The 17,503-nt window shown below is 55.2% G+C and carries 17 protein-coding genes; 8 read left to right on the forward strand and 9 right to left on the reverse strand.

Features of this window, described 5'->3' with window-relative positions; genetic code table 11:
- Positions 1–24 precede the first annotated feature (24 nt).
- The 9 genes from RIB44_04360 to RIB44_04400 all read right to left on the reverse strand — a co-directional run bounded on the left by RIB44_04360 (position 25) and on the right by RIB44_04400 (position 10,055).
- Positions 25–996, reverse strand: coding sequence for a hypothetical protein (locus RIB44_04360; protein ID MEQ8615807.1), 972 nt, complete (start codon positions 994–996; stop codon positions 25–27).
- Positions 993–2,420 (reverse strand): hypothetical protein, encoded by a 1,428-nt coding sequence (locus RIB44_04365; GenBank protein MEQ8615808.1) that lies wholly within the window; start codon positions 2,418–2,420, stop codon positions 993–995. Before RIB44_04365 ends, RIB44_04360 begins: the two co-directional genes overlap by 4 nt.
- A 174-nt stretch (positions 2,421–2,594) precedes the next feature.
- A complete protein-coding gene (locus RIB44_04370; protein ID MEQ8615809.1) occupies positions 2,595–4,439 on the reverse strand; it encodes a type II secretion system protein GspK in 1,845 nt (614 codons plus the stop codon).
- On the reverse strand, positions 4,432–5,523 hold the full coding sequence (locus RIB44_04375; protein MEQ8615810.1) for a hypothetical protein: 1,092 nt from the start codon (positions 5,521–5,523) through the stop codon (positions 4,432–4,434). Before RIB44_04375 ends, RIB44_04370 begins: the two co-directional genes overlap by 8 nt.
- Positions 5,520–6,011, reverse strand: coding sequence for a type II secretion system protein (locus tag RIB44_04380; GenBank protein MEQ8615811.1), 492 nt, complete (start codon positions 6,009–6,011; stop codon positions 5,520–5,522). The genes RIB44_04375 and RIB44_04380 overlap by 4 nt, the downstream gene beginning before the upstream one ends.
- 1 nt (position 6,012) lies before the next feature.
- Positions 6,013–6,609, reverse strand: a complete 597-nt coding sequence (locus tag RIB44_04385; protein ID MEQ8615812.1) for a prepilin-type N-terminal cleavage/methylation domain-containing protein — start codon at positions 6,607–6,609, stop codon at positions 6,013–6,015.
- Positions 6,610–6,615: 6 nt separating this feature from the next.
- Positions 6,616–7,047 carry a type II secretion system major pseudopilin GspG gene (gene gspG / locus RIB44_04390; GenBank protein ID MEQ8615813.1) on the reverse strand — a complete coding sequence of 144 codons (432 nt, stop codon included), beginning with the start codon at positions 7,045–7,047 and terminating at the stop codon, positions 6,616–6,618.
- Between the two features lie 69 nt (positions 7,048–7,116).
- On the reverse strand, positions 7,117–8,319 hold the full coding sequence (locus RIB44_04395) for a type II secretion system F family protein (protein MEQ8615814.1): 1,203 nt from the start codon (positions 8,317–8,319) through the stop codon (positions 7,117–7,119).
- A 56-nt stretch (positions 8,320–8,375) separates the two neighbouring features.
- Positions 8,376–10,055 carry a GspE/PulE family protein gene (locus RIB44_04400; GenBank protein MEQ8615815.1) on the reverse strand — a complete coding sequence of 560 codons (1,680 nt, stop codon included), beginning with the start codon at positions 10,053–10,055 and terminating at the stop codon, positions 8,376–8,378.
- Between the two features lie 290 nt (positions 10,056–10,345).
- Here RIB44_04400 and RIB44_04405 point away from each other — a divergent pair, with 290 nt between their 5' ends.
- The 8 genes from RIB44_04405 (at position 10,346) to cydB (ending at position 17,491) form a co-directional block, all read left to right on the forward strand.
- On the forward strand, positions 10,346–10,828 hold the full coding sequence (locus tag RIB44_04405; protein ID MEQ8615816.1) for a nucleoside deaminase: 483 nt from the start codon (positions 10,346–10,348) through the stop codon (positions 10,826–10,828).
- Positions 10,829–10,940: 112 nt separating this feature from the next.
- A complete protein-coding gene (locus RIB44_04410) occupies positions 10,941–11,717 on the forward strand; it encodes an AMP nucleosidase (protein ID MEQ8615817.1) in 777 nt (258 codons plus the stop codon).
- A gap of 119 nt (positions 11,718–11,836) precedes the next feature.
- Positions 11,837–12,679, forward strand: a complete 843-nt coding sequence (locus RIB44_04415) for a hypothetical protein (protein MEQ8615818.1) — start codon at positions 11,837–11,839, stop codon at positions 12,677–12,679.
- A gap of 193 nt (positions 12,680–12,872) precedes the next feature.
- Positions 12,873–13,841 carry a hypothetical protein gene (locus RIB44_04420; protein MEQ8615819.1) on the forward strand — a complete coding sequence of 323 codons (969 nt, stop codon included), beginning with the start codon at positions 12,873–12,875 and terminating at the stop codon, positions 13,839–13,841.
- A 77-nt stretch (positions 13,842–13,918) separates the two neighbouring features.
- On the forward strand, positions 13,919–14,635 hold the full coding sequence (gene deoC / locus RIB44_04425; GenBank protein ID MEQ8615820.1) for a deoxyribose-phosphate aldolase: 717 nt from the start codon (positions 13,919–13,921) through the stop codon (positions 14,633–14,635).
- A 105-nt stretch (positions 14,636–14,740) separates the two neighbouring features.
- The gene (locus RIB44_04430) at positions 14,741–15,589 is read left to right on the forward strand and encodes a purine-nucleoside phosphorylase (protein MEQ8615821.1); all 849 of its coding nucleotides are present in this window, start codon (positions 14,741–14,743) and stop codon (positions 15,587–15,589) included.
- A gap of 2 nt (positions 15,590–15,591) precedes the next feature.
- A complete protein-coding gene (locus RIB44_04435) occupies positions 15,592–16,413 on the forward strand; it encodes a purine-nucleoside phosphorylase (protein ID MEQ8615822.1) in 822 nt (273 codons plus the stop codon).
- A 61-nt stretch (positions 16,414–16,474) separates the two neighbouring features.
- On the forward strand, positions 16,475–17,491 hold the full coding sequence (gene cydB / locus RIB44_04440) for a cytochrome d ubiquinol oxidase subunit II (GenBank protein MEQ8615823.1): 1,017 nt from the start codon (positions 16,475–16,477) through the stop codon (positions 17,489–17,491).
- The last annotated feature ends 12 nt before the right edge of the window (positions 17,492–17,503 follow it).

Consider the following 17,503-nt stretch of genomic DNA (forward strand, 5'->3'; position numbering starts at 1 on the left):
CTAGAGATGGTGAAGAATCGTCTGCTAGCGTTGCTTGCGGCTGCGTGCCTGAGCGCTGGATTCCGTCGAGGATTCGACGGCGACCGCTTCGGAGAAGGCCTCGCCGAGGCGCAGCTCGAATTGCCCTTCGCGAGTCCGGTAGATGACCCGACGGCCGTCGAGGTCGGTGATCTTGCCCCTGATTCTGCCGATTTCCAGGCGGTCACCGATCTTGTAGTACGACACCTCGCCCGACTTCTCTTGGCGAACAGCCATCACCCAGCCGTTGCCGTAGGTCGCGCCTGTGAAGAGGGTCTGCTTCGCTTCCTCATCCTCGCCCGGTTCTTCGGTCTTGGCGACGGTCTCTTTGACCTCGCTCTTGGGATTGAAAGGGGCGAATAGGTTGCGCGAATCGAGCAACTGCGAATAGTCCTCAAGCGACATGGCCAAGTCCGCTTGTACCTCCTCGGCGAGGCGATCTTCTCGATCTACCGCGGGCAGGATAAGGGCATCGACGGTGAACGTGAGTTTGACGTCACTCTTTCCCTCAATGGGACGCAAGTTCGCTTTGGAAATCCTTTGCAGATGGTTCGTCTGGTAAAAATCGTGCAGGAAGCGAGCAACCTGCCTGATTGATGCATCGCCGGTTAATTCGAAAGTTAGTTCTCGCTGCTCTTCGTCATCCTCACCAAAGGAGCGAGCATTCGTCCTATCAACGACGGACGCCTCTTTGATCCCCGCATCGCTAGCGACTTGGCGAAGCCAGTCTTGGTAGAGCGAACGGGCGATATCTGGGTTGGCTGGCAGAGATCGCTTCTGCAGTGTCCGTAGTTTTCGCTGCGCTCGCTTAGCCATCGAGAGAGCCCGCTTGGCCGACTGGAGATCGGACTCAGCCTGGAGTTGCTCGTCTTCGCTTGACTCCAACGCAGTTTGGTAGCGAGTGAACCCTTCGCTAGCCGCGTAGAGCAAACCGGCCACGCCGACCAAGCCTGCTAGAAGTTTTTCACGAGGCGTCATGGCAGTTCCTCCGCCGAAACCTCTGCGGGCTGTAGTTTTTCGACGAGCCGAAACTGGTAGCCCTCTTTGGCTTTCTCTTCTTTTCTCAGCACTTGGCGAGTTACGCGGCGTCCATCATTTCGCAGACGAGTTTCAAGGGGCTCTGCCGCGGCAGCGCTTTTCGCTAAGGTGGTGAGCGTCCATTCATCGCTCACCAAATCGATTTCAACCGTCAGCACATCTTGATCTTTGGGGAATTCCTCATCAGCGAGCGAAACAGGACGAATCTTTTCGCTCAGTGCCGTCAGTTCGTTGAGGACGTTGACCGTGTTGGCTTGCCACTCAAGCACTTTGCTATGCTGCTCTTGTTCTTCGGCGAGTTCTTTGAGTTGTTCCTCATAGAGTGCGGCTTGTTCTCTCGCCTCTTCGGCGGCACGAAGCGGACCGTTTACGTTTTCGAAGCCTAGCCAGCCGACGAAGCCTAGCAGTGCCGTCGCAGCGACCCCAGCGAGTGCCCAAGTGCGTGTGTTGCTTGGTTTTTCAACGCCGCGGCGCGGATTGACTAAGTCGAGGAGCGGGGCCTTGCCTCGCAACACGTCGGATGCAATTCCCACTAAGGGGGCAACTTCTTCCATTGTCACGGTCTCCGACGAGTTGTCGAAGAGTTCGCGATAATCGCGGAGCGAAACTCCTTCGGAGAGCTGATCGGAAATCGAAGGAAACAGAGTCGAAGAACCATCCACCCAAACGGTCGTGGGCTCTGCAGAGTCCACAGCGATGTCTACAAGCGTCAGCTTGGTTCGCCGTAGCTCTCCAGTAAGTAGTCGTGCAGCAATCTGAGGCGACGTTCCTTCAGGCATCGGCGTGGTACGCAACCTCACCACGCGGTCTGCGTTCTTGGCCCAGATCGTTGCGACGCCAGTCTCGAGTGCTGCGGTGACGTTCGCCTTTTGAGCTGCGTCGTCAATCAGCCCTGTCCAACCAACGGGTCGAGGCACTAAGTGGGCAATCTTTACCCCTGCCGAATCGCAAATCTTCTGGACTCGCTGTAGCTGATCCACGCTAACTCCAACTCCCAAGACGCGGTGGGCAGTCTGCTCATCGCCTTCCATGGGGAGATAATCGAAGCCTTCGTCTTCTCCCGCTAGCGGATGATCACGCATCGCTTGCATGGCGACCAGGTCAGGTAAGTCTTCCAGAGGAGCAGGAGGGAGTTGATAGTTTTGCCAGCGGACGGCATCGCGGGAGAGGACAATTGTGGCGGCCGTTTTCTTTCCGTCGATGGCCTCGATGGCGGCGGCGAGTTGTTTGGCCTGAGCTGCAAGGTCCGTCGACTCAAAATTGAACTTTTGTGACGCTTCAAGCGTGGGAGTTCCACCAGGAAGGCTGACCACGGCGAGGATCGCCGCGTCTTCGGTCAGGTGAATGGTGAGAGCTTTGGACATCTGGTCTTCTCGGGTAGGACGGGCACTCCTGCCCGTCGATTCAACGGCATTGCGTGCTGATACTTCTTGAGACGGCCAGGAGTGGCCATCCTACGGTTATTTCCGTGGCAGGAAACTTCCGGAAATCTTTATTGTACTTACACGGTCAGGTTGATTCTTAAGAAAGTTGGCAAGTCATTGCACGATGCCATCCGGACTCAGGGTTTCGATTGAGTAACCTCGCCCTAGCGAAGTAAGATCGACCCAGTCGATAACGCGAGATGTGCCGCTGCTAGTGTCGATCCAAAATTGACGTCTGGAGATGACGTCAATCTGTGTGGCGGGTTCGCTTGAGCGACTTTGGTTCGAGGTGACCGCCGATTGCCGAAATCCAACGGCTTGCCCACTGTAGACGCTGCCACGGGTGGTTATGTATTTCTCCATCGTTTGCAGTTGGTCGCGCGTGACGAAGCCCTGAAGCAGTGGCCAGAGGATCGAACGCTGGTCGCTAGTTGTCAGATCGATTTCCGGCTCACGCTGCAAGAGAATCTGATCCGCGAGGGCGTAGGACATTCCGGGAATCGTCATCAGCACCGGCTGAGAGGCTTCGTTGATGTTGATCCTGCCTGCAAAGACGGGGCTTGGCGAGGTGGTTGCCAAGTCGTAGAGCCTGAGAAGCTGACGGTATCCTTCTGGTGAATCTGGCCATGGGGATTCCACAGTTTGTGTCTCCGCGTTGTTGCCATTGCTAGAGCCTGATCGTCCCTGATTGCCGCGGTTGCCACTTTGTCGTGAGTCTTGCTGGTTGCTATTGTTCTGCTGTTGGTTGTCCTTCTCGGTGGCAATGGTGACCGTGGTGCCTAGGAGGTCGAGCAATGAGTTGATCGGCGTTGAAGCCTGCTTCTGAAAGTCAAGCTCGACGTTGGATTTCGCGTTCGCCGATTGGTTCTGATTTCGGCTTTCGCGGGCGTCCTGTCGTTGACCGCCGTACTGCCGGTAGAGGATCACGAACTTCGCTTCTTCCGCTGTCAGCTGTGTGGAAAGAGCCGTATGCAACTGCTGCAGAGCGGGGGTATTGATATCGATTCGTGGGCCGCTGCTAGGATCGGAACTGAGGATGTTCTCCGCGCTGGACACCGTGAGGTACGCGGAGAGCCCCAAGTTAAGTTGTCCACTCGCGTTGTCGAGTTCTAACATCACGCCGCGAGGAGATTCGCCTGCGTCGTACTGTTGGTTGCGATTCTGATCGAGACCGTAAAGGAGTTCACGAGTAAACCCCCGGATCGAAAGCAATTCGTCGAGGCTCGTGATGGGGCCATTGCGCGGCGTCACTGCTGGGTCGAGTTGTTGGTAGTAGTCGACTTCTGCACCGAATTCCCGCGGGATGTCGTCGGTATCGAGCCAGTCGAGCAGGGCGTCGGCAAGCTCGACGTCCATCCCAGGAATCGCGAGCAGCCGCTGGCGTGGATCGGCTTGGTCGTTTCCTCTCTGCGCTGCTTGATTGTCCGCCGCTGCATCATCAGCGCCTTCGTCTGAGTTGTCCTCGGAACTTTGCCCCCCCAACATGCTGCCTATGTCTGCTTGGCCGGCACCGGGAGTTCCGCCTACGCGACTGTTCGGAAGAAGACTGTTAACATGCAGCTTGGCGGATTCGTTTTGTAAGCCATAACGTAAGCCCGAGTACAATCCGTTTTGAATTCTGGGGGAAACGATGGTCATCGACCATTGAAACTCCGGGTCTTCGGACTCAAAAAGTGGAATGGCCTGAAAGAGGTCCGTGTTGTCTTGGATACCGCCTTCAACCTGCAAGTCGGCAGCAGGCCGTGACAGCAGCGCGGTCGCATACGCAACGCCAGAGGCCGCCGCCGCATCGGCCCGTGCTTGCAAGCCGTGATAACGGACTGCCAAATGCTCGTTCTGCATGTTCTTCAGATAGCTGGCAGAACTGAGGGCCAGGACGGCGATGACGACGAGGACCAGCAGCAAGACACTGCCGTTTCTCGTAAGGTGATCACGTTGAAAAGAGGGTGTCTTATTCATCGCCACCCCCACCCGTAGCTTGTGCGTTCGAAGCACCGCCCGCGTTCGTGGAACCACTCCCTGTGCCAAATCCGCCAAAGCCGGCTGCGTTCTGCCGTGGTTGACCTAGCAGCATCGGCATCGGTGCCTGTTGCTGAATTCCAACGAGGCTTACGAAGCGGCGATACTCGACACTATCCTCTTCCCGATAGCGATCAGCCCGGCTGTCGGACTCTTCGATCGCTTCCTCATAGGCGACTTCGAGAACCTTAAGGCGAATCTCGATTCCGCGGGGAAGGCCTGTTCGCTCCACGGTGTCCCATTGATCGAGCATTTCGCTTCCGTCGAAGTAACCGTATTCGATGCTGACGACTTCAGGAGCGAGGAGTTTCGCCTGTTCACTGCGCTGATAGTTGCTTGTGCCATCAGTAGCACTCTCCGCCTGCACGACTTGCGTGGAGAGCGACTCTCGATAGAGTCCGGCGATGCCGCGCTGACTCTCGCTCTGAACACCTCGTTCCGCGGATTCGGGAGCGGTGAGTCGCTCGCCATCTTCGACAGTGTAAAAGACCGTCTGGGGCAATGCGTTCGGTGAGGTGGTGTCTTGCTCCTCTTCCACCGCGGGTCTCGTGGCGTCATGCCAGTCGTAGGAGATGCAGCGGTCAATTCGCAGCAACTGCTGATCGCCATAGATTCCTCGCACCGTTGAGGCATCGAGTGTCGCGAAGCCCGTGCCTAGGTCGGAACTGCCTCCGACGGCAACTGCAGAATTACCAATCGACGAAGCCGACGACGCGTCGGCTCCTGAAGTTGTTCCACCTTGCTGCGCGCCTAGGCCGCCGACCGAAGTTCCGCCCGTGATTGATCCTGGGAGCGAGCTTCTGGGGCTATCAAAACGCGCGTTCTGCAAATCGTCTGCAATGGTATCGAGTATCGCGCGTGCCACCTGGGCCGATTCCACGCGTGCTCGACTGCGGTCCACGCGAAAGATGGTCAACTCGGTAGCCATCGTCAGCAAGTAGAGGAGCATTGCCGCCAGACCCAACGCGAGCACAATCTCCAGCAGTGTAAACCCTTTGCGAGTTTGTCGATGAGATTGGTTCACAGCGAAGCTCCCGAACTTGAAACAGCACCATCAAATCCGGTAGTAGAGCCTTCCTGGCTATCCAGGCTACTTGCCTCGGTCGGCGGCACGATCCACTGGACCAATTGAAACTTTGCTGGGCGGAACTCGTCCTCTAGATCCTGTTCGACAGTGACCAAAACCTGTTGCACTTCAGGGACATCACCAGCCAAGAGCGTCACGGAATAGACCCAGCGAACGTCGTCGGTTGAGGGAATCTCCTCCTGCTGTGCGTCGGCTAATTCAAGAGCACCCGAAAGCAATTGGTCCATAACGGTTTGCGCGTGGATTTGGGCTTTCGCTTCGGCTGCCGCTCGTGAGCCACGCTCGTCGGCGAGGCTCATGATCTCACCGAGAACCGCGACCGCCCCACCCAAGATGGCTAAGGCGAGAATGACTTCCAGCAGCGTGAAAGCCGCAGACGCCTCACGAGGGATGCTCTTGCAGTGGTGACGTTTTCGGGTGCGCATGTCAGCGATCCTGTGCCTCATCCCATTCGGTTCTAGTTAGCACAGCGCTTTTTCGACCAACTCCGGTGAGGCCACGCAAATGCAGCCTCAGGTACTTGTCATACTTGTTCTTGAGTGTGATTGTTGCATCGGAAGTGGTGCCATTGGGGAAAAAGAGCAAGGGCCGCGACCACTCTTCACCACCGGATGACTTTAGTGAGACAACTTCACTAGGCTCCGTTGAGGAACGATCCCGGCTCTGTTCATCGACGAGTTGTCCGCTCTCAAAGACGATCTCCGGATCGGTCGCATCTTTTGCGTCAGCGAGGCTAATCGAGTCCGTGCCGCCTGTTTCCGAGGCTGAAGATTCTGATTCTTCACTCGCCCAAACGGAAACTTGATAGCGTGCGGTTCCCGGCTCGAAGCGAAACTGATGGACGCGGCCACTATGGATTGCCGTGTTCCGCGCTTCTGTCCAAGCGGCTAGGACCTCATCCCCTGTCCGACGGAGCTTGACTGAAGAAAAAGCGCGGCCCAACGGCGGAGCGGCAAGGCTAGCGATGACAGCTAGTAATGCCGCTACGAGCAAGAGTTCAAGAAGGGTGATTCCGCGCCGCATCGGTCGCTACTCCCAATTACCGATGTCATCCTCGGTGCCACTTTTACCATCGGGGCCGTTGGACCAGACATCGTACTTGCCAGAGTTTTTCTTGCCTTCGGCGAGGTATTGGAATTCGTTCCCCCAAGGGTCTGGCTTGAGTTTTTCAAGATACTCATCACCCCACTTCTCAGCTTCCGTTTTGTCGCTTGGTTCTTCCCAAAGGTCCGAAAGCTTTGAGGGGTACTTGTTCATTTCCATGCGATACATTTTGATCGCTTCTTCGATCTGGTCCACGCTGAACTGGGCAGCACGTTTACTTGCTTTTTCTTGAGTACCTGTGAAAACACGAGTCGCTAAAGCGCCGATGATCACGAGAATAATTAGGACGAGCAAGACTTCGATCAGAGTAAAGCCGGCACGGGAAGGTGGGGTTGTGCGAGGGGTGGGATGCTTCACTTGGGGAACTCCTTTTTTGACTTAGCTTCGAAGTGAGGGAAGTTTCGGAAAATCTCATACAGTGGATGGTTACATTACCATCGCGGATTTCAGGATGGGTAGCAGTAGCGCGATGACGATCACGAGCACTGCTGACGCCAAAATGAGTAGCATGACGGGCTCAAGCAAACGCACGAACAGATCGAGCCGTCGCCACGTTTCTTTTTCGAGTGAGTCGGCGATGTTGCCAAGCACAGTTTCAAGGGTGTTGGATTGCTCAGCTACGGCAACCATCTCCACAACGTTAGGTGGGAAGTGGCCACTAGCGGCCAAAGGCTCAGCGAGGGATTCGCCTGCGGTAATGTTTTCAGCAGCGTCGTTGACGGCTCCGGCGAGCACCAGATTGCCGGTGGAGTCTGCACTGATCTTCAGCGACTTGACAATAGGAACGCCACCCGAGAGTAAGGTTCCCAGCACGCGGCAAAATCGGGACACAGCCAAATTGCCATAGATGGAACCGACTTGCGGCAGCTTCAATCTCCAACGGTCGAGCCACATGCGACCGGACTCCGTAGCGAGTTTCGCTTTGGCGAAAAAGAAAAAACCAACGAGCGCCGCGGCAATGAATAGGCCGTAGGAACTGATGAAGTCGCTGAGCCACAGCAGCATGTCGGTGACCTTGGGAAGTTCACCACGAGCGCGTAGGCGAGCGAAGAGGTCTTCAAACTTGGGGACGAAGAAAATGATCAGCACCGTCACGATCGAGACGCCAAACACCAGCAGGAAAATGGGATACGCCATTGCCCCCGTGATTCGCGACTTGAGTTCCGCCTGTTGGTCTGTGAACTTCGCGACGCGTTCCAAGGCTTCCTCAAGGAACCCGCCTTCACCGCCAGCACGGACGATGCTGCGTGATAAATCGTTGAAGGCGCGCGGATGCCGTGCCATCGCTTCAGCTAGTGAGTCGCCTTCACTGATCCGTCCGTGGAGGTCTTCGGCAATCTCTTTGATCGCCTCATTGCTCGACTGTTTGCCGAGAACTTGCAAGGAACGCAAGAGAGGAACGCCGCTACGGAGCAAGGCCGCCAACTGTGTATAGAACTGCGACATCGCTTGAGCGCGAACCTTCCGTCCGCCTGCTTTCCGCTCAGTTCCCTTCGAAAGATTGACCTTAAGCGGAAACAGACCTTGAGCGGACAAATTCGCCAAGACTTCACGCTGCGTCCCTGCCGACAACACGCCCTCGACGCGTTGCCCCGTTTCGTTTCGGGCGGTGTAGGTGAAGTCAGGCATGTGAGTCCGTGGAAAGGAGAAAGTTGAGAGAAGACTCTGGGTTGTCGGTTTCTCCTTTAGCTGATGTCTCCCTTGGTGACCCTTAAGACTTCCTCGACGCTCGTCACGCCTTCGATAACTTTTCGCCAGGCGTCTTGGCGGAGGGTTTTCATGCCGTCGGCGAGGGCGGCGTTGCGGATTTCCCAACTGCTGGCGCGATCATGAGCTAGTTGGCGAACCGCGTCAGTCGTGGGGCACATCTCGAAGATGCCTTGCCGCCCCGCGAACCCCACGCCGCGGCAAATGCGACAACCGCCCGCGCGATAGAGTGACCGATCAGCGTCCAAGTAATCTTCCCAGGGGAAATCGTCTGGTAAGTCTTCTTGAAGGGGCTGGTAGGGCTCACGGCAATGACGGCAGAGGGTGCGGACAAGCCGCTGAGCAATTACCGCTTCGATCGTGCTGGCGACCAGGAACGGCTCGACACCCATGTCGACGAGTCGTGTATAAGCACTCGGTGCGTCGTTCGTATGGAGCGTGCTAAAGACTAAGTGACCGGTCAGCGATGCCTGGATGGCGTTTTCAGCCGTCTCAAAGTCGCGAATTTCACCGACAAGCACCACATCTGGGTCGTGACGCAGGATCGCACGCAACGATTGGGCGAAGCTGAGTCCGATCTTCGAATGGACTTGGATCTGATTAATCCCTTCGAGTTGGTACTCGACTGGGTCTTCGGTGGTAATGATTTTGGTGTCTTCGCTCTTAATGTCGAGCAGCGAACTGTAGAGAGTAGTCGTCTTACCGGAGCCGGTTGGCCCTGTGACAAGAATAATCCCGTGCGGTGCGCGGATGAGTTGGTCGAACTGGGCACGTACCGACGGTTCCATGCCCAGTTTCTCAAGCGAGAACTCCATGTTGCTCTTGTCGAGCAAACGCATGACGATTCCTTCGCCATGCAGCATCGGAATGACCGAGACACGCACGTCGACTTCTCGCCCGTGGACCTTCAATTTGATTCGCCCGTCTTGCGGAAGGCGTTTCTCGGCAATGTTCAGCCGGGCCATGATTTTTAAACGGCTGATGATGGCGGCTTGGAAGTGATTGATCTCGGGCGGGGTCGGCTGCCGTTGCAAGATGCCATCGATACGATAGCGAACTTTAACGCCCGAGGGTTGTGATTCGATGTGGACGTCGCTCGCTCGGGAATCGATTGCTTCGATAAGAATCTCATTCACGAGACGAACGACCGAAGCTTCCTGGACTTCGGCGGAGATTTCTGCATCGTCGACTTGCAGGCCGTCGACCAGTTCAAGCTCATCTTCTTCTTCGCGCGCGGCAATCAGACCTTCGATGGTTTCGCTGCCGACGCCTAAGTGATTCTTGATCCGCTTCGAGATCGCTTCTGGCGTCGCCATCACCGGCAAGACCGGCATCGCTAGGGCTGCAGCAACCTCGTCCAACGGATCGATGTCCAAGGGATCAGCCGTAGCGACCAGCACCACGCCCCCTTGCTCGCTCACGGGAAATAAGTTGTGGCGATGGATCAGCTTCTGAGGTATACGGCTCAGGAGCGAAAGATCGACCTCTTCCGTTTCCAGGTCGATGAGGTCGACTCCCAGTCGCTTTGCCTCTTGATCGAGAGTATCAGCCTCGGAAAGTGGATCTAGAGCGGGGGAGTCTTGTGAATTAACCTCCGGTCGAGACACGTTGCCGTTGGTACCGCCTTGTTCGATTGTCACCGCCTCGTCTGCAGACATCAGACCTTCATTCTCGAGATGGCTGCTTGCATCCATAGTAGTCGGCAAACGTTGGGCGGGATCGCGGGCAGGAAGTTCTGGGGGCGTAGAGGCCCCGGTATTGAATCTATTGATTATGAACGCTAAGACTCGGGTTCGCAAACAGCCGGAAAGCTCTAAACTATTGTGAAGTAAGAATTTGCTTCTGATATTTCAAATATTGAGTCGCCTCTGAGGGGCTGTTCACGCAACGGAAGCCATCATTTCTATACGATTCAAGCTCCAATCCGTTCAATTGGGATCAAAACAGCATGTCTGATGAAATCACGCCTGAGCAATTGATGGGCGAGGCCATTGAGGTCTGTCGCGAAGGGCTGGCGGCAGGGCAGAGCCCGTTCGGCTGCGCAATCGCCCGCGACGGCAAGGTTATCTCACGTCGTCACAACACCGTGATGGCTTCGACCGACATTACCGCGCATGCGGAAGTCAATGCGATTCGCACGGCAAATGAATTCCTCGGAGATGTGTTCCTAGAGGGCGCTATCGTTGCCACAACGTGTGAACCGTGCCCGATGTGTATGGCTGCTTTGCACTGGGCCCGCGTCGAGACGGTTTATTACGGTGCTTCGATTGCTGATGCCGAAGATGCTGGATTCAATGAACTCCAATTGCCCGCTTCTGAGTTGTTGCGAATTGGTCAAAGTGATTTAAAGCTTATCAGCGACACCCGTCGCGAGGAGTGCCGCGAGTTGTTCCAGCAATGGTTGGCAATGCCTGAGAGAAAGGTTTATTAGTCCTGCGTCAAGCCAAAATTTTAGGGTCAGGTGCGATGGAATCGATTCTGGGACAAAGGTTCACGATGCACCTAACCCGAAAATATTTGTTTGACTAACCACTAGGAAAAAGATGACTCTAACGAAGCTCGATCTGGCAGAGAATTGGTTGCCGCGCTATACAGGGATGCCACTCGCTGAGTTTGGCGATTACATACTGCTGACCAACTTCAGCAGCTACGTGCGAAACTTTGCCAAGCGGTTCAATTGCAATATCTATGGCGAAGGTCGCCCCATGCAGGCAGCTTCGAACGATGAGGGGTTGACGATCGTCAATTTCGGCATCGGTTCGCCCAATGCTGCGACCGTGATGGATCTGCTGCTCGCCAAGCATCCCAAAGCCGTATTGTTTCTCGGCAAGTGCGGCGGACTGAAACATTCGACAGAAATCGGTCACTTCATCTTGCCAATTGGAGCGATCCGCGGTGAGGGAACCTCCGACGACTACTTGCATCCGCTCGTACCTGCCTTGCCTTCATTCAAGCTGCACAAGTTTGTTTCTGAGAAACTCGTAGGCCGCGGTCACGAGTACCGAACAGGCGTGGTCTACACGACGAACCGTCGCGTTTGGGAGCACGACGAGGAGTTCAAAGAACAACTTCGGGAATACACACCAATCGCAATCGATATGGAAACGGCCACGGTGTTTGTCGTAGGGCACACGAACCAGATTGCCCGTGGTGCTTTATTGCTGGTGTCGGACTTGCCGATGACGCCCGAAGGGGTAAAGACCCAAGAAAGCGATGCAAAGGTGACTAGCAACTGGGGAGAGCTGCACCTGGAAATCGGCATTGAATCACTAACTGATCTCGGCGCCCAGGGTGAAGAAATTAAGCACTTTCAATACTAAGGTCTGGCTCGGCCCTTGGGCATTTCAGTAGAAACTACGTGATTTCTTTTCGCGGCTTCGCTAGACTGCCGTTGGCAAGGAAGCCAAAATTGCTTCCTTACTTCCACGAGTGCATCACCATGAGCCGCCGTTCCGTTTGTTTTCAGCTCTTTGCCTTTGCTGTTTGCATTTGCTTTTCTGCTGATTGTGTCATTGCTGAGACGATTGTCTTTGACCTTCGTGCTCCATTCATGGGGATGAATGACGGGAACATTCTTGAGGAGACGGGCACACACTCCGAGGGTGGGATTACGTTAACGGCAACTGCCGAGAACGGTGTCGTCAATGGAACTGCTTCGGGCATGGGAGTGAATGCCGATGTGGTTGGCGACGCTACCGGTGAGATTGAAGCAGCATTCAACGAGAGCCTGTCGTTCACACTTGGCTTTTCGGGATTTACCGTCGAGCTGGTTTCCATCGATCTCGCAGGGGTCGGACCTTCAGACCCGCATGAGGCAGATGCGGCTATCATCAGTATCAATGGAACTGAAGCCATCCGATTGTTCACCGGAGTCGCAGGATTCAATGGATCCTCAGACATTTGGACGCCCGTTGAAACGGTCAACTTACTCAGTGGTGATGTCTTTACTTTCACGGCAACGGATTCCTACCGGATTGAGGAGATCACCGTTGAGACGAGCGTCGTTTCCGGCACCGACAACGCGGACTTTAACTCTGACAGCATCGTCGATGGAGACGACTTTCTTGTTTGGCAGCTTGGTTTTGGCAGTGGAACGACTCCTGCTCAAGGCGATGCCAACGGCAGTAGTTCTGTTGATTCGGCAGACCTCGTGGTATGGCAAGCTCAGTACGGTACGAGCCCGGCGACACTCGTGACGGCCCCTGAACCAACTTGTGTTGGATTAGCCGTTGCGGCAGTGATCGCCAGCCTGGCTGTTCGTTCTTCCCGACGAGAAGGTTGATTCTTCTGCCGTTGGTGGATTGCCTCGTGGAAAAGCCCTCTCGAATCCGTTAGGATGCCAGAACTACCGGCCGTTTGCCAATCATATTTCTAGGGTTATTGAATCGATGCGACTGACTTGCCTTACTGTACTCTCGCTTGTTTTTTTGAGCTTATCTGGAGCAACTTTAGCGGGCGAGACAGCTCTTAGGATTGTGACTCTCAACGCGGAGATTCTCACGGCTCCTGGCGTGCGGGCGGGCAGCTTGCAGAAGTACCGCTGGGATACGGCTCGAAGAGAGCAGTTCGAGCGAGTCGCTTCGATCATTGAAGTGCTTAATCCTGACATTCTCAACTTGGTTGAAGTGACTTCGAAGGAAGGTGTCGATCTCCTAATCGAAATCCTCCACGAGAAGGGCCTGACCGATCTGCGAGGATATCACGTCGAGAATAATGATGAGTTTACGGGAATGGATGTCGCGCTGATTTCTCGCTACGAGCCGGTCACGGTCGAGGGTGCCAAGATTCGTACGTTCTATTCGCCCGAGCACGACCCGACATGGCGGCAGGCGTTTCCTGCGGTCAGTCGTCGAGGGGACAAGTATCAGGCGATGACCTCGCTTTCGCGTAACGCGGTCTACTACTTTGAGATTGATGGCCACAAAATGGGGTTCCTTGGTCTTCATCTGAAGTCGAACCCCAGCGACGATTACTCCAACGCGAAACGCTCTGCACAAGCGAAAGTCGCACAACGTGTGATTCGCCAAGAGATTACAGGTCGTGGCTATCTTCCGATTATCCTCGGTGATCTCAACGACTACGACCCTGATGTGCCCGACCGAGACGACACACGCGATACTTTGACGACGGTTCTCAAAGACCTTAAGGACTTCGATGCCCAGCAATCAGGTCCTGAGCTATTCAATGTCGCGAAGTTGATTCCTAGGGTGAAAGATCGATTCACTTCACTATGGGACCGTAATGAAAATGGAGTGATGGATCCCTTCGATGTCCAGACGATGATCGATCATATTCTGCTGCCGAAGGAATTTGAGTCTTACGTGAAGCGTGCTTTTATCTTTCACACGATCGACCTGAGTACGACGGATCATCTGGCGGTGGTTGTTGATTTGATGCTTCCAAGCAAAAGCCAGGCACCGGCAACAGCAGCGGTCTCGCCTTAATTCAAAGACTTCATCCCGCTTGCGGCTAAGCCGACGAGCGACTTCCCCTTTCGCATTTCACTTTCTCGCTCCTAGTAATGTCTATTGTCTCACTTATCGATCATGCGGTTCTTCACCCCACGCAAACAGGCGATGACCTCCGCGATGCCTGTGGTTTCTGCATTGAACTGGGCGCTGCCAGCGTTTGCGTAAAGCCTTCGATGGTCGCTCTCGCCAGCGAACTCTTGGCCGATTCGAAAGTGATGGCGAGTACTGTCATCGGATTCCCTCACGGAGGAACAACGACGGCCACGAAAGTCCGCGAGACGGAAGTTGCTTGCTCTGAGGGTGCCGCAGAGGTTGATATGGTCGTCAACCTCGGGCGAGTCTTCGCCGAGGATTGGCAAGCGGTCGAGCAAGACATTCGCGAAGTTGTCGAAGCCGCAAAGTCGGGGGGAGCAATCACGAAAGTCATTTTCGAAACCGGCTTGCTACCCAACGACGACGTCAAGCGTCGCCTCTGCGAGTTGAGCGAGTCCGCCGGTGCTGCCTTTGTAAAAACCTCAACTGGTTTTGGCATGGTTAAGAACGAAGACGGCTCCATGCGCTCCACAGGTGCCACCGAGCACGACATCAAGCTCATGCGTGAAACATGCAGTGAAGCCGTTGAGGTGAAAGCCTCAGGAGGCATCCGCAGTTACGAGGACGCCAAGCGATTGGTCGATCTCGGCGCAACACGATTGGGCGCCAGTAGCACGAAAGCAATCGCCGCCGGGGAACAGGGTAGTGAGACGGTCAGCAAGGCGGACTATTGATGCCTCACGCAAAGGCGCCAAGGCACAAAGAGTACCCCAAAATAAACATAATCTTTTGACACACAAACTTCGCGCCTAGGCGCCTTTGCGAGAGATCAGAATAGGATGTTAGAACTCTACGGACAAATCGAAGAAGCTGTTTCATTCATTCGGCAGCAATGGAGTGAGACGCCGGTTGCTGGTATTGTGCTTGGCACCGGGCTAGGAAACTTGGCTGCCAGTATCGAGTCGCCGGTGGCGATCGATTACGCGGAGATTCCCAACTTCCCTGTCAGTACAGCGACAAGCCACAAGGGTCGGCTCGTTTGTGGGACGCTCGAAGGAGTGCCTATCGTGGCGATGGAGGGACGTATTCATCAGTACGAAGGGGTGCCCCTGAAGCAAATCACCTTACCAATCCGCGTGATGAAGGCGCTGGGGGCGAATTTGTTAGTCGTGTCTCAAGCCGTTGGGGGAATGAATCCCTATTATGAGGCCGGCGATGTCATGATCATCGACGATCAGATCAACCTCATGGGCGATAATCCGCTGGTCGGCGTGAATGACGATCGGCTCGGTCCGCGGTTCCCGGATATGTCGGCTCCGTACACGCCTGAGCTGATTGAGGCGGGGATGGAAATTGCGCGGAAGAACAATTTTCACGTCCATCGAGGTGTCACCGTGGCGGTGACGGGTCCGAATTTGGAGACACGTGCCGAGTATCGTTTTCTGCGCATGATTGGCGCTGATGTCGTGGGCATGTCGACCGTGCCAGAAGTGATTGTTGCCGTTCATGGCGGCATGCGGGTGTTCGGACTTTCAGTGATCACTGACATGTGCCTGCCTGACTCGCTAAAGCCTGCAGTTGTTGAGGAGATTATCGCCGTCGCCAATGCGGCTGAGCCGAAACTAAAATCGCTGGTGCTTGGCATCCTCGCCCACGAAGCTCAGCTCGTTGCATCGTCAGGGGGCTAAGAATGCTTGAACTTGCCAGCCAAATGGAAGAGGCTGTCGCGGTTGTTCGAGACCGCTGGGGCGAGCAGCCTGTTGCTGGGATCATCCTCGGCACAGGACTCGGGCGGCTCGCCGACGAAATTGCGGATTCCGTTGAGATCGAATACGCCGAGGTGCCGAACTTTCCACAGTCGACAGCCATCGGCCATCGTGGGCAGCTTGTCTGTGGAAAGCTTGCGGGAAAGCCCGTCATTGCATTCCAAGGTCGCTTTCACTTGTACGAGGGCAATAGTGCTCAGCAAGCGGCGATGCCTGTCCGTTTACTCCAGGCCTTGGGTACGCAGGTGCTAGTGGTTTCCAATGCTGCGGGCGGGTTGAACCCACACTATCGCGTGGGTGATTTGATGATGATTGAAGATCAAATCAACCTGCAGTTCGACAACCCATTGATCGGTGTGAATGACGACAACCTTGGCCCTCGTTTCCCAGACATGTCTGCTCCCTATGATTTGCAGTTACAGCAACGCACGGCAGACATTGCTCGCGAGGCGGGGATCGAACTGCACCGCGGGGTTTATGTGTCAGTTTTAGGGCCGAATTATGAAACGCGGGCCGAATACCGTATGTGTCGCCAACTCGGCGGTGATGCTGTGGGAATGTCGACCACGCCGGAAACGACTGCCGCTCGGCACGCGGACATCCAGGTATTGGGCTTCTCAACGATCACCAATGTCGGCTCGCCTGACATGCTCGACGAGACCGACGGACACGATGTGGTCGCCAATGCCGATGCAGCAAGCGATAAGCTTCGCAGAATCGTCGAGGGTGTGATTGCATCGCTCTGACCTCGGTTTAACTGAGTCAGTTACCGATTTGAGAAGTCACTCTCTTTGCTAAAGCGATCTTATGGATCTCAACTTCATCTGGTTTGTGTTGATCGGCATTCTCATGGCAGGCTATGCCGTACTGGATGGGTTCGATCTGGGCGTCGGTATCTTGCACCCGTTGGCAAGGAACGACGAGCAACGTCGCCTTTCGATGAGCAGCATTGGCCCGTTGTGGGATGGCAACGAGGTTTGGCTCGTTACCTTTGGCGGAGCGTTACTCGCTGCGTTTCCCGAGGCGTACTCGTGTATTCTCCCGGCGTTCTATACATTGTTCATGCTTGTCTTGTTCTGTCTGATCTTCCGGGCTGTCAGCTTGGAATTCCGCAACAAAGTGAAATCGCCCGTTTGGCGGAGACTTTGGGATTATGCATTTTTCGGATCAAGCCTCACGGCCTCCCTGCTGTTTGGAATTGCGGCAGGCAATGGCATTGCCGGGATCCCGCTTGATGAGCGAGGTCGTTACGCGGGGACTTTTTTGGAACTCATTACGCCTTACCCTATCGCGGTGGGACTGTTTACCGTGGCGATGTTCGCGATGCATGGAGCGATCTTCTTGCACCTGAAGACCGAAGGAGAAACTCAAGAGAGAGCAGGGCAGTGGATCTGGCATACCTGGGGGACGTTTCTGGTGATGTACTTTCTGACCACTATGTACACGCTCGTCACGGTGCCCAGAGCAGTCCCTAACTTCGAACAGGCACCGTGGACAGCGGCCGTTGTTGTGTTAAATGTCCTAGCAGTAGCAAACATTCCCCGTGCGGTGAAGGCTCACAAGATGGGACAAGCATTTGTTTCGTCCTGCGTGACCATCATTTGTTTGGTCACGCTTTGGAGCGTCGCGCTCTTCCCGAACCTTGTCACCGCTAGCAACGATCCTGAGCTCAGCCTGACGATTTACAATGCGGCTTCCAGTCAGGGAACGCTCAAGCTCATGGCATGGATTGCGCTACTCGGTATGCCGATGGTCATCGCCTACACCGGGATCGTTTATTGGACTTTCCGGGGAAAGGCCAAATCTGACTTGTATGGAACCTAGCCGTCAGGAACA

The sequence above is a fragment of the Lacipirellulaceae bacterium genome (assembly GCA_040218535.1).
In the GTDB taxonomy this organism is placed as follows: domain Bacteria; phylum Planctomycetota; class Planctomycetia; order Pirellulales; family Lacipirellulaceae; genus Adhaeretor.

What these genes read in the sequence shown, in the direction of transcription:
- RIB44_04360 (MEQ8615807.1), bottom strand. Translation starts at nt 996, where the DNA reads ATGACGCCTCGTGAAAAACTTCTAGCAGGCTTGGTCGGCGTGGCCGGT.
- RIB44_04365 (MEQ8615808.1), bottom strand. Translation starts at nt 2,420, where the DNA reads ATGTCCAAAGCTCTCACCATTCACCTGACCGAAGACGCGGCGATCCTC.
- RIB44_04370 (MEQ8615809.1), bottom strand. Translation starts at nt 4,439, where the DNA reads ATGAATAAGACACCCTCTTTTCAACGTGATCACCTTACGAGAAACGGC.
- RIB44_04380 (MEQ8615811.1), bottom strand. Translation starts at nt 6,011, where the DNA reads ATGCGCACCCGAAAACGTCACCACTGCAAGAGCATCCCTCGTGAGGCG.
- RIB44_04385 (MEQ8615812.1), bottom strand. Translation starts at nt 6,609, where the DNA reads ATGCGGCGCGGAATCACCCTTCTTGAACTCTTGCTCGTAGCGGCATTA.
- RIB44_04395 (MEQ8615814.1), bottom strand. Translation starts at nt 8,319, where the DNA reads ATGCCTGACTTCACCTACACCGCCCGAAACGAAACGGGGCAACGCGTC.
- RIB44_04400 (MEQ8615815.1), bottom strand. Translation starts at nt 10,055, where the DNA reads ATGTCTGCAGACGAGGCGGTGACAATCGAACAAGGCGGTACCAACGGC.
- RIB44_04405 (MEQ8615816.1), top strand. Translation starts at nt 10,346, where the DNA reads ATGTCTGATGAAATCACGCCTGAGCAATTGATGGGCGAGGCCATTGAG.
- RIB44_04410 (MEQ8615817.1), top strand. Translation starts at nt 10,941, where the DNA reads ATGACTCTAACGAAGCTCGATCTGGCAGAGAATTGGTTGCCGCGCTAT.
- RIB44_04415 (MEQ8615818.1), top strand. Translation starts at nt 11,837, where the DNA reads ATGAGCCGCCGTTCCGTTTGTTTTCAGCTCTTTGCCTTTGCTGTTTGC.
- deoC (MEQ8615820.1), top strand. Translation starts at nt 13,919, where the DNA reads ATGTCTATTGTCTCACTTATCGATCATGCGGTTCTTCACCCCACGCAA.
- RIB44_04430 (MEQ8615821.1), top strand. Translation starts at nt 14,741, where the DNA reads ATGTTAGAACTCTACGGACAAATCGAAGAAGCTGTTTCATTCATTCGG.
- RIB44_04435 (MEQ8615822.1), top strand. Translation starts at nt 15,592, where the DNA reads ATGCTTGAACTTGCCAGCCAAATGGAAGAGGCTGTCGCGGTTGTTCGA.
- cydB (MEQ8615823.1), top strand. Translation starts at nt 16,475, where the DNA reads ATGGATCTCAACTTCATCTGGTTTGTGTTGATCGGCATTCTCATGGCA.